Annotated in this window: 11 protein-coding genes; 8 read left to right on the top strand and 3 right to left on the bottom strand. The window is 38.4% G+C overall.

Annotation, left to right across the window (positions count from 1 at the left end):
• Nucleotides 1-858: 858 nt before the first annotated feature.
• The 8 genes from COCH_RS05400 to COCH_RS05370 all read left to right on the top strand — a co-directional run bounded on the left by COCH_RS05400 (nucleotide 859) and on the right by COCH_RS05370 (nucleotide 10,043).
• Nucleotides 859-4,203, top strand: coding sequence for a SusC/RagA family TonB-linked outer membrane protein (locus COCH_RS05400; RefSeq protein WP_015782275.1), 3,345 nt, complete (start codon nucleotides 859-861; stop codon nucleotides 4,201-4,203).
• Between the two features lie 14 nt (nucleotides 4,204-4,217).
• Entirely contained in the window at nucleotides 4,218-5,699 is a 1,482-nt protein-coding gene (locus COCH_RS05395) for a RagB/SusD family nutrient uptake outer membrane protein (protein ID WP_041546934.1), read from the top strand.
• 42 nt (nucleotides 5,700-5,741) lie between these two features.
• On the top strand, nucleotides 5,742-6,581 hold the full coding sequence (locus COCH_RS05390; RefSeq protein WP_015782273.1) for a zinc-binding metallopeptidase: 840 nt from the start codon (nucleotides 5,742-5,744) through the stop codon (nucleotides 6,579-6,581).
• A gap of 14 nt (nucleotides 6,582-6,595) precedes the next feature.
• Nucleotides 6,596-7,948 carry a DUF4302 domain-containing protein gene (locus COCH_RS05385; RefSeq protein WP_015782272.1) on the top strand — a complete coding sequence of 451 codons (1,353 nt, stop codon included), beginning with the start codon at nucleotides 6,596-6,598 and terminating at the stop codon, nucleotides 7,946-7,948.
• A gap of 189 nt (nucleotides 7,949-8,137) precedes the next feature.
• Nucleotides 8,138-8,758, top strand: coding sequence for a hypothetical protein (locus COCH_RS05380; protein WP_015782271.1), 621 nt, complete (start codon nucleotides 8,138-8,140; stop codon nucleotides 8,756-8,758).
• Nucleotides 8,759-8,946: 188 nt separating this feature from the next.
• Nucleotides 8,947-9,150 carry a hypothetical protein gene (locus COCH_RS05375; protein WP_015782270.1) on the top strand — a complete coding sequence of 68 codons (204 nt, stop codon included), beginning with the start codon at nucleotides 8,947-8,949 and terminating at the stop codon, nucleotides 9,148-9,150.
• Nucleotides 9,151-9,273: 123 nt separating this feature from the next.
• Nucleotides 9,274-9,414 (top strand): hypothetical protein, encoded by a 141-nt coding sequence (locus COCH_RS12170; protein WP_015782269.1) that lies wholly within the window; start codon nucleotides 9,274-9,276, stop codon nucleotides 9,412-9,414.
• An 11-nt stretch (nucleotides 9,415-9,425) separates the two neighbouring features.
• A complete protein-coding gene (locus COCH_RS05370) occupies nucleotides 9,426-10,043 on the top strand; it encodes an outer membrane beta-barrel protein (protein WP_015782268.1) in 618 nt (205 codons plus the stop codon).
• A 548-nt stretch (nucleotides 10,044-10,591) separates the two neighbouring features.
• Here the strand turns inward: COCH_RS05370 and COCH_RS05365 are convergent.
• The 3 genes from COCH_RS05365 to gldB all read right to left on the bottom strand — a co-directional run bounded on the left by COCH_RS05365 (nucleotide 10,592) and on the right by gldB (nucleotide 13,628).
• Complete coding sequence (locus COCH_RS05365; protein ID WP_015782267.1) at nucleotides 10,592-11,023, bottom strand: hypothetical protein; 432 nt, start codon at nucleotides 11,021-11,023, stop codon at nucleotides 10,592-10,594.
• A 56-nt stretch (nucleotides 11,024-11,079) separates the two neighbouring features.
• Nucleotides 11,080-12,543, bottom strand: a complete 1,464-nt coding sequence (locus COCH_RS05360; RefSeq protein ID WP_015782266.1) for a bifunctional ADP-dependent NAD(P)H-hydrate dehydratase/NAD(P)H-hydrate epimerase — start codon at nucleotides 12,541-12,543, stop codon at nucleotides 11,080-11,082.
• A 92-nt stretch (nucleotides 12,544-12,635) separates the two neighbouring features.
• Complete coding sequence (gene gldB / locus COCH_RS05355; RefSeq protein WP_015782265.1) at nucleotides 12,636-13,628, bottom strand: gliding motility lipoprotein GldB; 993 nt, start codon at nucleotides 13,626-13,628, stop codon at nucleotides 12,636-12,638.
• Between the last annotated feature and the right edge of the window lie 151 nt (nucleotides 13,629-13,779).

The raw sequence follows: 13,779 nt of genomic DNA, 5'->3' as shown, positions 1-13,779 counted from the left end.
CGATAGCTTACCTTTGACCGCTACAATTTTTCCTCGCTTGTCGTGCTACGACTTCTTTTTCTTTCGCCTCGAAACCCCGTTTTTAACATTTTTTGCATTGTGTATTAAGCTATTAATCAATTATTTATACACCCTTTCTATACCAATCGTCCAAGATTCGTATAAGCTTCCTATAAGCTCTCTATAAGCTAACCCCACCCATCTTACAGCTCATTTTTTACCTTTTACCTCAACGCACCCTTCCGAAACCCTCCGTTTCCCTCCGAATCCTCCAATTCCTCCTCTAACCTGTCTGACCCGTCTGAAAACTCCGACCCATTCATTCCCTTTGGTGGTATTATTGGCATTTCTGGCATTATTGGCATTTACCTCATTTTCTAATTTCCTAATTTTCTAATTTCCTAACTTTCTCCCGCCCGTGCAGTTCACACTTAATTTACTAATTACTCAAACTCTCATTAGCCTAAAAACACTTCAATTTCAATAAAAGAATAATACTCTAAAGTGTTAAATAAAGTTAAATTTCACAGAAAGTTACAGTCTAATAAATAGCGCTTAAAAGCGAATTATAAACCTCTATATATTTGAAAATAAGTATTTTGCAAAGCAATATGTGAAAAACTGAAAAAAACGCAATGTTTTTGGCGATTCTCTGAAAATATTGCAAAGAATTCAGCAAAATGATGAAAAAAAATAGGGTATTTTCAAGAAATGCACTTGTTTTATTCAAAAAATAGTATTAGGAAATTATACACATTTGGTTATTTAACATAGAAAAAAATTACCCATAAAATTTGCTTTTATAATTTTTTTTTCTGAACCTTTGCAAAATTAATTGAACGAAATAATATAATAGCGATGAAAGAAAAATTGATGTATGCACTGTTATGCACTGTGCTGTTCTTTGGTGTTGCCTTTGCCCAAGAACGCACCGTAACAGGGGTAGTAAAAGATGAAGCAGGCACTCCACTACCCGGTGCCTCAGTACTGGTAAAAGGTACTTCTCACGGGGTCGCCACCGATTTCGATGGCAAATACTCCATTAAAGTACCCAATGACAGCGCCGTATTAGTCTTTTCTCAGCTGGGGAGTGCCTCAGTAGAGAAAGTAGTAGGTACTGCCAAAGTGATTAACGTTGTCCTTAAAGAGAACGTAACTGAACTTAAAGGGGTAGTCGTTACTGGTTACCAAGAGTTCGACCGTTCTAAATTTACAGGTAATGCTCAAACCCTCAAAGCCGACAATATCAAAATGGACGGCGTAGTCGATGTAGGTCGTATGATCGAAGGTCGTGCCGCAGGGGTAAACGTGCAGAACATCTCTGGTACTTTTGGTACTTCACCTAAAATTACCATTCGCGGGGGCTCATCTATCTTCGGCGATACCAAACCGCTATGGGTGGTCGATGGTGCCGTACAAGAAGAGGTAGTAAACCTTAGCTTCGAGCAACTTGCTTCGGGTGATGCTTCTACTCTGGTAAGCTCGGCTATCTCTGGTATCAATGCCAACGATATTGAGAGTATCGAAATCCTCAAAGACGCCTCAGCCCTTTCTCTTTACGGAGCACGCGCCCTGAACGGTGCCGTGATTATCACTACCAAAAGTGGTAAGAAAAACGTAAAAACACAGATAAACTATCAATTAGAAGAGTCCGTGCGTATGATTCCTAACTATAATCAGTACGACATTATGAACTCTCAAGAAACAATGGACGTATATCAAGAGTTGGAACGCAAAGGCTACTTCTCGCTTTCTTCTCATACCCAAGCGCGTTACGGTGGGGCTTACAATATAATGTATCGCGCTATCGATACCTTTAATCCCGCTACAGGCACTTTCTTACTCGAAAATACCGATGCAGCACGGGTTGCTTTCTTGCGCAAATATGAATACGCCAATACTAATTGGTTTAAAACCCTCTTCCGTCCGTCGCTCACTCAAAACCATACGGTGAGCCTTTCAGGTGGGGGTGAAAATGCAACGGTGTATGGTTCAGTAGGTTTCTTTGTAGACCCCGGTTGGACAATTGCCGACCGTATACACCGCGTAACCGGTAACCTCAAAACCACCTATACGCTTTCACCTAGCGTAAAGATAGGAGTGCTTACACAAGGCTCTATTCGTACCCAAAAAGCTCCTGGTACTTATAGCCGTGCTGCTAATGCCGTAACAGGAAGTTATGAACGTGATTTTGATATCAACCCTTTTAGCTATGCGCTCAACACCACTCGTGCTTTGCGCCCTTATGGCGATGATGGTAAGTACGAGTTTTACCGTTATAACTATGCTCCTATGAATATCTTGCACGAGCTCGCTAATAACTATATGGATTTGAACGTGCTTGAGTATAAAATTCAGGGCGACTTAGAAGTAAAACTCGCCAAAGGATTGAAGTATAATTTCCTTGGTTCTGTACGCCACGTAAAGAGTTCAAACGAGCACTCTATGAGAGAAGATTCTAACGTAGCAGGGGCTTACCGCGCCAATCAGACTACTGTTGTAACCAAAGCTAATCCTTTCTTATTTACTGATCCTGCCGACCCTGATGCCCTTCCTCAAGTAGCATTGCCTAATGGAGGTATATACAAACGCACTGAAAACAACTTGCAAAGTTATTACTTCCGCAATGCCTTAGAGTACAAACGCTTGTTTAAAGACGTACACGACCTAAAAGTATTCTTAGGACAAGAGTATCGCCATACCGACCGCGATAACTCTTTCTTCAACGGATATGGCTATCAGTTTGCACGTGGAGGAACCGCCTTTACTGATTATCGCATTATTCAAAAAGCGATACAAGAAAATACTCCTTATTTTGGCAAATCATACACCAAAGAACGTGGTATAGCTTTCTTCTTGCAAGGTACCTATACCTATGATAACCGCTATGTATTTGCTGGCACACTGAACTATGAAGGTTCTAACCAATTAGGGCGTAGTCGTTCTGCTCGCTGGTTACCTACTTGGAATGCGAGTGCTCGTTGGAACGCTTCCAACGAGAAATTCCTCGAAGATAATAACACTATCTCTAACCTTGCTTTCCGTCTTAGCTACGGACTTATCGCTGGTTTAGGAGCTGCCAGCAACGCTTTGGCTATCTTTAAAAACGAAGTGGCTAACCGTTACAACCTTAGTGATAGAGAAAGTATGATTACTATTCAGTCCCTACAAAATAGTGAACTCACTTGGGAAAAAGTATACGAAACCAACGTAGGTATAGAACTCGGCTTGTTTAAAAACCGTATCAACTTGTCATTAGACCTTTATCAAAAGAACTCTAAAGACCTAATTGACTATGTTCGCACCTCAGGTATTGGTGGTGAAATTATCAAATTAGCCAACAATGCCACAATGGTAACAAAAGGGATTGAACTCGCTTTGGATACTAAAAATGTCAAAACTGATGATTTCAGCTGGAATACAGGTATCAATTTCGCTTATTTCAACCAAGAAATTACAAGCCTTCTATATAAGCCTAATGTATTTAACTTAGTGCGCGAAGTAGGAGGAAATGTAGTAGGAGGTGCCCGCAACACTTTGTATTCTTATGATTTCAGAGGGTTAAATGATAAAGGTCTCCCTGTGTTTAACTTGCGCAATGGTAGTACCGATTATGCAGATATTGATTTCCAAAACCGTCAAGATATCCTTTCTTATCTCAAAAAAGAAGGAGCGGTAGAACCTAACCTCACCGCTGGACTTTCCAATACTTTCAAATATAAAAATTGGGAATTTAGCTTTTTGATTACGGCTTCAGCTGGTAACAAAATACGCAAAGCAGACCAATATACTGTAGATTACAACGACCTCAGTGTATTCCCTAAGGAAATGAAAAACCGATGGGTAAGAACAGGTGACGAAAAGATAACTAATATCCCTTCTATTCCTTCTAAATTCACTCTGAATGAGGTGGGAGAAGATACTTTGCGTCGCGTGTACAATGCCTACAACCATTCTACTGCCCGTGTAGTAGATGGCTCTTTCATTCGTATGAAAAGTATGAGTCTTTCTTATACTTTTGCCAAAGACGTATTGGATGCCTTGCACGTAAACAATCTTACCTTGCGCTTACAAGCCACCAATCCGTTCTTGATTTATGCCCATAAAGACCTCAACGGGCAAGACCCCGAGTTCTTCCGCACTGGTGGGGTTGCCTATCCTGTAAGTGCTCAATATACATTTACTATCAATTTAGGAATCTAAAAATGAATACACCGATGAAAAATATACTATATACCACCACAAGAATAGTAGCCATAGGATTACTATTCGCTTCTTGTGATAAATTCTTAGACGAAGTCCCTGATACTCGTACCGAAATCGATACTCCCGAAAAAGTACAAGAACTCTTGGTAAGTGCCTATCCTGATGCTTTGTATATGGATATTGCCGAAACAATGAGTGATAATGCAGGTGATAAAATAAGTCTTACCGAAACTTCTATCTTAAACACAGAACTCTATCAGTGGAAAGATAGCAAAGAAACCCGACAAGATGCTCCTACTTTCTATTGGGGGGCAGCTTGGGGTGCCATAGCCTCTGCTAACCACGCCTTAGAAGCCGTAGAAAAACTAGGTGGAGGTTCCTCTCTTAATTACCTCAAAGGAGAAGCACTCGTAGCACGAGCTTACGCCCATTTTATGTTGGGGCTGTTGTGGTGTAAGCCCTACAACCCTGCTACCGCCTCTTCCGATTTAGGATTACCTTATGTAACCGCTGCCGAGAAAGTAGTATTTGCTAAATACACACGCTTGTCGGTAGAAGAATACTATAAGGCTATCGAAAAAGACCTCGAAGAGGGCTTACCTCTTATCGATAATACCTCGTATAGCAAGCCCAAATTCCACTTTACCAAAGAAGCTGCTCATATTTTTGCTACTCGTTTCTACTTAGTAAAAGGAGAATGGGCTAAAGTTATTGCACACGCCAATGAAGCTCTTGGTAGTAATCCTGCTGCCAAAGTACGCGATATAAACAAGATAAACACCCTTACTACTTTACAACGTCAAGCGCAATACAGTAGTACCAGTGAGCCTTCCAACGCTTTGATTACAGGAGCCTCTTCTGTATATCAAAGAAACCTTAGTCGTAATAAATACGGGATGACGGCTACTTTATCTGTCTATTTGTCGCAAAGAAGCTTACACCCACTTGATATGCCTTGGGCATATGATTTCCAAGGAGGTAATGAGAATATACAGAATATTCCTAAATATCAAGAATATTTTAAAGTAAACAACGTCTCAGCAGGTACAGGTTACCCCTACGGAATGGCTACCCTCTTGCTTTATGACGAAGCCCTGCTTAACCGTATGGAAGCCTATGTAATGACAGGACAAACAGCTAAGTTTATCGAAGACCTAAAAGTGTATTTACCTTTTAAAACAGGAGAAACGCTCGATGTAAATAACATTACCGAAACAGCTCTTAATACCAAATACAACGGAAAAGGTACTGAGCTCTCCCCTGCTTATACACTTAACACCCCTCAGCGCCAAATGTTGCAATGTCTGCTCGATTTGCGCCGTATAGAATTTGTTTTCGAAGGATTGCGCTGGTTCGATATTAAACGTTTTGGTTTAAAAGTAATTCACCAAAAGGGGAACCAAACCTTAGAACTCAACAAAGGCGATTTGCGTCGTGAGTTGCAAATACCCGAAGACGCCTTGGCTGCAGGTATTACTCCTAATCCAAGATAAAAAAAACAAGTATCAATTAATAATTTAACAATTGACAATTGTATGAAAAAGATATACTTTATAGCAATGTTCACTCTCTTGTTAGTGGCTTGCAACAGAAAAGAGACACTTAGTGATAAAAGTGTGCTTAAAACCAAAGTAACAGCTCAAACTGAATTGGATACTTATATATACAACAATTTCCAAAAACCTTATAACATTATAGTTACTTACAACTGGAAAGATTCCGATTTCGAGTTTAACAAGTTTCTATATCCCCCTACCGAAAGCAAGATAAAACCTATGCTTGAAGTAGTTAAAAAGGTTTGGATAGATAGCTATTCCGAAATAGCAGGAGCTAACTTTATAAAAGAAGTGGCTCCAAGACAAATTTCATTGGTAGGAGGTTATAACGTTAATGAAAACGGTACGATTACTCTTGGTTTTGCCGATAGTGGTATGAAAATTACTCTTTTTAATGTCGACCAGCTCGACCTTACCAATCACGCTGGCACTCGCCTGTATTTTCATACCATTCAGCACGAGTATTGCCATATTATCAACCAGAAAAAACCCTATTCTACCGAGTTTGGCAAAATAACTCCTAACTACACCTCCGTTTGGGCAAACTATGGAAATGATGAAGCTAACGAGTTAGGCTTTATTACCAATTATGCTAGAGCCAATGATGTAGAAGACTTTGCCGAAATGACCTCTACAATGCTTGGGATGAGCAAAACTGCTTGGGATGCTAAAGTAGAGGCTATTACAGATACCAAGGCTAAAGAAGCTATTCGCAAGAAAGAAGAATTTGTAGTAGCCTATTTTAAAAGCGAATGGAATATAGACTTTTACGCACTACAAGCCAAAGTAGAAGAACAAATGCTTTCTGTATTACAATAAAAACTTGATGAACGATGAAAAAGATAATATTCACACTAATAGTATTGGCAACACTGGTTGCTTGCCAAAAGAACGAACCCGATAGCTTGTTCGACAAGAACCCTTCGGAACGTTTTGAAGAAAGTCAAGCCGAATTGCGCAAAGAACTTACTACTGCTCAGCAAGGCTGGAAACTTACCTATTTTACAAACGATAAAAAGTTTGGAGGTTTCACTTTCTTGATGAAATTTACCCCTGAGGGGTTAGTAGAAATGAACTCTGATATGGGATTAACCTCTTCTTCTACTACTAGTAAATATGAAATACAAGAGGGGCAGGGTACTATGTTGGTATTTACTACCAAGAATTATATTCACGAACTTTCGGATGCCTATACACCCACGGACTTACGAGGTAAAGGTTATGAAGGAGAATTTCAGTTTATTTATCACGGCAAAGAAGGTAACAAACTTAAATTTAGAACTCAACGCAAAGCTACTGAACAATATGTATATTTTGAACCCGCTACAGCAGAAGATTGGAATAATATACATAATACAGCAACAAATGTAGCATTACCTATGATAACTCTTCGTCCATTTAATTTTTATTTTAGGGTAACTACTAACGCAGGAAATGAAGATTATGATATATTTCTTTATCACAGATTTTTAACTCTTACTTCTTTTTCTAATCCAAGTAAAGTGCTAGAAGTTTCTTTATCACCTTCTGCTAATAAATTAGTTTTTGCAAAACCTTTAGTTGTAGAAGGCAAAACTTTTAGAGAAATGACACTTGATAGTAGTGGTTCATTACCAAGATATTTTGCGACGGTTGATGGAGTAAGTATAGAAATATTAGCAGGTAATATTACTGAGGAACATATTAATAACGATTACCAAAATATAGGAACAAAGGTTACACAATTTATATTTTTGACCAGTCCTTTGGGGATTCAGACAGCAAATACATATACTTCTAATGCCTTTATTAGAAATTTTCTGATGATAAATACTAATAATTATTTTGCTCGTATAGATTTCTCATTCAGCAAGACAGGAAAATGTGATATAGTTCTATTCTATGCTTTTCCTAATATGGGAAACTATTCTAAACGTGTCTATACTTATGATTATACTTTAACAGATAAGCGTTTATACTTAACTAATCCTCAATTTAAAGAGCAAACAGATGAAAATCTTTGGAATGACTCTGCAAATGTAGCTATACTAAACGCTTCTAATAGAGTGTTTAATAATATTACAACAGTAGCAACTAATGGTTTCTATATAAAGAAACTCCCTCTTAAATTGAAATATTCCAATGTTATCTATTTATTGCAAAGTTCGACCTATTCTAATATTTCTTTTCCTGTATATGTAAATTAGAAGATAAAAATAAATTAAAAATACATTGCCTATGATTAAAATATCAAAAAGAAAGTGAAGAAGATATATGTATATCATATAGAATAATCTTCCAAGAAGTATTATTCCCTAACTGAGCTATCAGGTTACTGTCTTCATAAGAAGAAATGTGCAAAACGATTATTTTTATAAACAAAAATTTTTAAAATTATGTACAGAAAAATTGTAACATTAGTGATTGTTAGTTTGTTATTTTCTTGTGCTAAAGAGAATAATGAAACCGAGAACCAGTTAAATCAAAATGGTTCTGATGCCAAAATGAAAGTAGTAAATGCTCAAACGTACGAAAAATATCAAGAAGCATTGAACTTTCAAAACCTTAATGATTTCGCAGGAGTGATTCATAATGAAATTCTAGACGAACTCAATACTAAGGAGAATAAAACCCAATTAGTAGGGCTTAGTGAAGATGAGATTATTACTAAAATAATTGATGAGGTATCAATTAAGTTAAACCAAAAATATGCTAATAAGGGTATAGATTTAGGTAAAACTCCATCTGTAGCACAAATGAAATTTATTATGAGTGATGCAGAAAATCTCTATTTAAATGTAATAGAGCAAAGCACTGCTTTACGTAGCTTAGAAACACAAAAAGTCTCAAAAGAATTCTTTTCTACTATGGCTAATCTTTCAAAAGAAAAAGAACTTGATTATAATAGAATAAAGACTGAAATTGAGAGTTTTGAAAGAGGAATAATGGAGAATAGTAAATTATCTAAAGAGGAAAAGGTGGTCGCGGTTTTTGGAAAAAGTTTACTGTTGTATTAGCAGATGTTGCAGGTTTTTTTATTGATTATAGTCTCACATCATCAGTTGCAGCTAGTGAACTAGCTGAAAAAGCTCTTTCAGATTATAGTCAACCACAAGTCTCTGTTGATATAACTTCTGTTGATATAACTTCTGAAACACCTAATAAAACAAAATCTGAAACACCTAATAAAACAAAAGAAGAACCTGTGGATCTTTCGGATGAAGGGGTGTTAGTATATGAATATGAGGAAATAGATACTCCTAGAGGAAAAATGTTTAAGATTGTAGGAAAACGTTATGATGATCCGGCTACCTATGATCCAAGAAGAAAAAAGGCTTTAGATAAAGCTCTTAAAGCTAAAGCTGAAGGTGTTATGTTACCAGTAGATGATATCGGTAAGAAACCTTAAAAGTCCTCAATATCTTTAATATTTTCCAAGCCTTAAAAAGGCTTGGAAAATATTATAAAAACTAACTTTCTCTCTATAACAACACCTTTGGCAAAGTTATTTAATCTCTAAATTCTAACCCAAATGTACAAATTTATCCTTATAGTATCCCTACTCCTGCTCATTACCCATATTTTCTATGAGCCTTCAGTATTAGGCATTACTGCCCTATTACTGCTTATTGTGCTATCTATTTGGAAAATAAAAAACAGTACTAACACCTAAACAAAATACAAATGAAAAAGTTATTATTATCCCTGTTATTATTATGCGCTACTGTTAGTGCTTTTAGCCAAGAAAAAGGAACCGCCAAAGATAGTATTCCATATGCGAAATGGTCATTCATACCCTCTGCCGGTATAGGTTTTGCCGAAATGGTAAGCAACGATTTTCAAACCTTCGGGATTTTTGAACACGGTCATTTACAAATACACTATTATCCCGAAAGAAACTTCCGTTTGGAAACAGGATTAGGAGTATCTCATTTTTCACAAGGAAACTTTAAAGAGAGTGAAAAAGAATACTCCCTGCTAAGGGTAGCCACCCTTGAAGTACCTGTGAGATTAGAAGTGCTTACTCCTGTAAATAACAATGTTTATCTCCTTACAGGTGGGGGATTACAGTTCAACGCTCCTATATGGCATCAGTTTAAAACCCAAGACGTAAACTACCAAAGCTCCACAGGAGGTACTCTCAACCTCTCTCTTCACCTCCTCGCTGGGATAGAAATCTACGCTACCGATAAAACCATACTCTCTATTTATGGAGAATACGGAGGCTCTTTTTGGCAAAAAGGAAACTATGTAACTCGCCATCAAGCTACTATTAACGTTGGTTACACTTATATATTCTGAAAAACGTCAGTTCTCACAGGTGCGAGCCACACGGGCAGGAGAAAGTTAGCAAATGGGTAGTGATAAAAAAGGTTTTTTGATAGGTCTAACTTGTCAGACAAATAGGACTGGTCAGGTTTTTTCGAAGGGAAACGGAGAAGAACGGAAGGGCGTGTTGGGGTAAAAGGTGCAAAATAAGGAGTAAGATGGGTGTGGTTAGCTTATAGAGCTTATAGGAAGCTTATACGAATCTTGGACGATTGGTATAGAAAGGGTGTGTAAAAAATTGATTAATAGCTTAATACAATAATACCAAAAATGTTAAAAACGGGGTTTCGAGGCGAAAATAAGAGAAAGGATAGACGGCTTACTGAAGGTCTCGGAAAAACTCTGAGAAACTTGGAGGTGCGAGCTATAAGGTCGTAAAGAGGGGAGTATGGCGATATAAAAGAGAAAATAGTATTGGGTTATACCCCACTGATGTTAATCAAAAAGAGAGGGGAGACAGTTTATGTAAACTGTCTCCCCTATTGTTATATAAAATAATAGCGATGGGATTTTTCTATGTTTTAAAATACTTCTCTAAACTCTACTTCTTTATCAGTTTTGTTTATGATGAGTATTTCAGAAGACTGGGCAGTATAGCCTAAATCTTTACCTTCATCTATGGTATATTTTACCAAAATACCACCTGTAAGTGTGGTTTCTAAGGCTTTTACCACTATTTTTACTTCCTTATTGCTGGCAGGGGCTACGATAGCTAAAACGCTCTGTTTGCTGAAATCAATAGCGGTAGGGCGAGCCGTGATAGTAGTAGCACCTCCAAAGATACGGTCAAAATCAACTTGTGAGTCGATTTTTAAAGTTTCTACTTTTGTATTTTGGAAAGTATTATTGACAAAATAGTTCTCAGCGGGAGTGTAACTCACAGCGTTTTTACTGTTGCCACAACTAGCGAGGAACGTTGCTATTACTGCCATACTTAGGATAAGTCTTTTCATTATTTGTGAGTTTTTAATGATAAACTGCTAACATATAGACAAAAACCGTGCCAAGGCTATAAAAGGTCACGTGCAATAAGGCGTTCCATACCTATTTTTTTTGCTGCACGGTCACCTTGTAAACCGTGTAAAAAGACACCTAAGCAAGCAGCTTCTACCGCACTATAACCCTGAGCTCGTAAGCCCGTAAGCATTCCGGTAAGCACATCGCCACTACCTGCCGTTGCCATTCCTGCATTTCCAGTGGAATTTATCCAATACTTTTCTCCATCGGTTATCATCGTATAGGCACCTTTGATGAGAAGTATTACTTTGTGCTCTTTGGCAAAGGCTTTGGCTTTGGTGAGCTTGTGTAGGTCGTCGTCCCACTTACCTATAAGACGCTCTAATTCCTTAGGGTGTGGCGTGAGAATTGCATCTTTTGGAAGGGTTTTTAATTGTTCAGGGTGTTGAGCGAGGATATTCAGCGCATCGGCGTCTATTACAAAAGGAGTATCAGGGTACTGCTGAAAAAGACCAAAGAGTGCTGAGGCGGTTTCGAGATGCGTACCCCAACCGATACCCACGCCTATGGCAGAGGGTGTAAAAGGAATCTCTGCTGTCTTATAGTGTTTTTCTTCCTCACAGGTGAGTACCATCGCCTCGGGCAGAGCAGTTTGCAGTATGTTATAACCACATTGGGGAATAGCAACGGTAAGCAGACCTGCCCCTGCGCGCAATACGGCTGTCCCGCTAAGCACTACTGCCCCTATTTTACCATAACTTCCCCCTACAAGCAACGCGTGCCCATAAGTACCCTTGTGCGAAAATTTAGCACGTCGTCGTTGTAATTGCTGAATATCGGATTCGAGATAGTAGAAATCGGGGTGAAGAGTCTTTAAAAAATGCTCGTCCAAACCTATGTTGAGCACTTCCCACTTACGGATATAGCAACCTGTGGAAGGAAGGAAGAGAGGCAATTTTGGGGCTTGAAAAGTGAGCACTTGGTGAGGGTGTACCCAAATCTCCTCGGGAGACGGAATACGTTCGGTAGGAAGACCCGAGGGCATATCTACACTTAATATATAGCTGTTAGAGTCGTTTAAATTCCCAAATATTTGTTGTATCCATTTAGGAGCTGGACGATTGAGTCCAATGCCAAAGACAGCATCTATCACTATCTTACCAAACGTAATATTATTTACTTGTTCGGCTCGTATTTCGGCAATCGCAATTCCTTGTGCTTCTAAGAGCTCTTTATTCTGCTGGCAATCGGGCGATAGGTGTTCGCTAAAGCAAAGCAGATAAATATTCACTTGCCAACCATCAGCTATGAGCATACGCGCCAAAGCAAGACCATCTCCTCCGTTGTTCCCTGTACCTGCCAATACGGTAACAGTTCGCTCTTTGGGGAGGTGTTCTTTTATCCACTCAAAGAGTTTGGTTGTGGCGCGCTCCATCAGTTGCCACGAGGTGATACCTTCAGCAGAGATAGTATGCGCATCAGCTTCGCGCATTTGTTGTGTGTTTAGAATTTTCATTTCTCCAAAGTAAAAAGATATTAGCTAATCAAAACATTTGCTCATCTACTAATCTGCTAATTTCTAAATTAAATTGCGTGCGTAACTCGCTTTTAATTCTTATCAGGTTTATAGAGTGATTGCTTAAAGAGCTCATCGGGTTTCATTGCCAAAATTTTCAACATAGATTCCTCTTTATGATTTTTAGCATAGGCTTGTACTATGCGTAGTCCTATAAATCTACCTATTTGTCCTGGTGATTCATTATCTAATTCTAAGTAAAACTTGGAGAAGGGGGCTGGATACAAAAAGCGGGTGAGCAGTTTCTTATCTGTTTGATACAGCAATTCTTTTTCTATAAAATAACGCCATATCTCAGCTTCGTTTGCCTCAGCCCAAGCGTACTTCTTCGCATCATACCGCAAAAGGTCAGCGGGTGTTTTTTTGGGTAATAGCTCACTTTCTAGATAGAGCTTTTTGCCCTCGTAAATCATATTGTCCAAGAAAGTGAGGTGTATGCCACGAGGTACGAGTTTATCGGCAAAAGCATCAGCTACATCTATCACAAGGTTTTTCTTGTCTAAATCAGCCCTGATGTACTTATCCATATCTTGGTAGTATTTGTGTTGAGTTCCTAAGTAATTATCTGTACCGATAAGTAAGAGACTATCGGCATAAATCACTCGGGTTTCATAAGCTACCCTACTGATGAGCATCACTACTTTAGGTGGCTCAAACTTGGGGAAATAGTACTTAATATGCTGAAACAAGTTCTTAATCTCTTTCTTCTCAGCAGAAAGTGTACCTACACTCTTTTCAATTTCTCCGTACAAATCGGCATAATGCAGATTCGCAAAAGCAGGAATATCAGGGAAGATAGAACCCTTGCGTATCTCACACCACTCTTCGGGGGTAACGCTCTGAGTGAAAAAATAAGGATACTGTGCACATAACTCACCCATTTTTGCATCAGGAGTTTTCATAAAGAGCGAATCAAGACGTATCCAATCAAAGTCCATCGGAATCGCTGCTATTTCTTTCTCTTTTTTGTCGCTACAAGCCATTGCTAATAGCAGACTCGTAAAAATGAATATTTTCTTTATCATAGTATTTGTTATTAGTCGTTAGTTTTAGCTCTTAGATTATTGTCCAATTTAGCTAATTATTCCACTCCAAAAACTGGGTATCTATTCCTCTTTGGGTGCAAAGATAAAGCAAATTTATCAATTTAACAATTAGTCGTCAGCCTTCAACCTC

The sequence above is a fragment of the Capnocytophaga ochracea DSM 7271 genome (assembly GCF_000023285.1).
Classification (GTDB): domain Bacteria; phylum Bacteroidota; class Bacteroidia; order Flavobacteriales; family Flavobacteriaceae; genus Capnocytophaga; species Capnocytophaga ochracea.
Note: the sequence above shows the minus strand (reverse complement) of the source record. Positions and strands in the feature narration are given on the sequence as shown.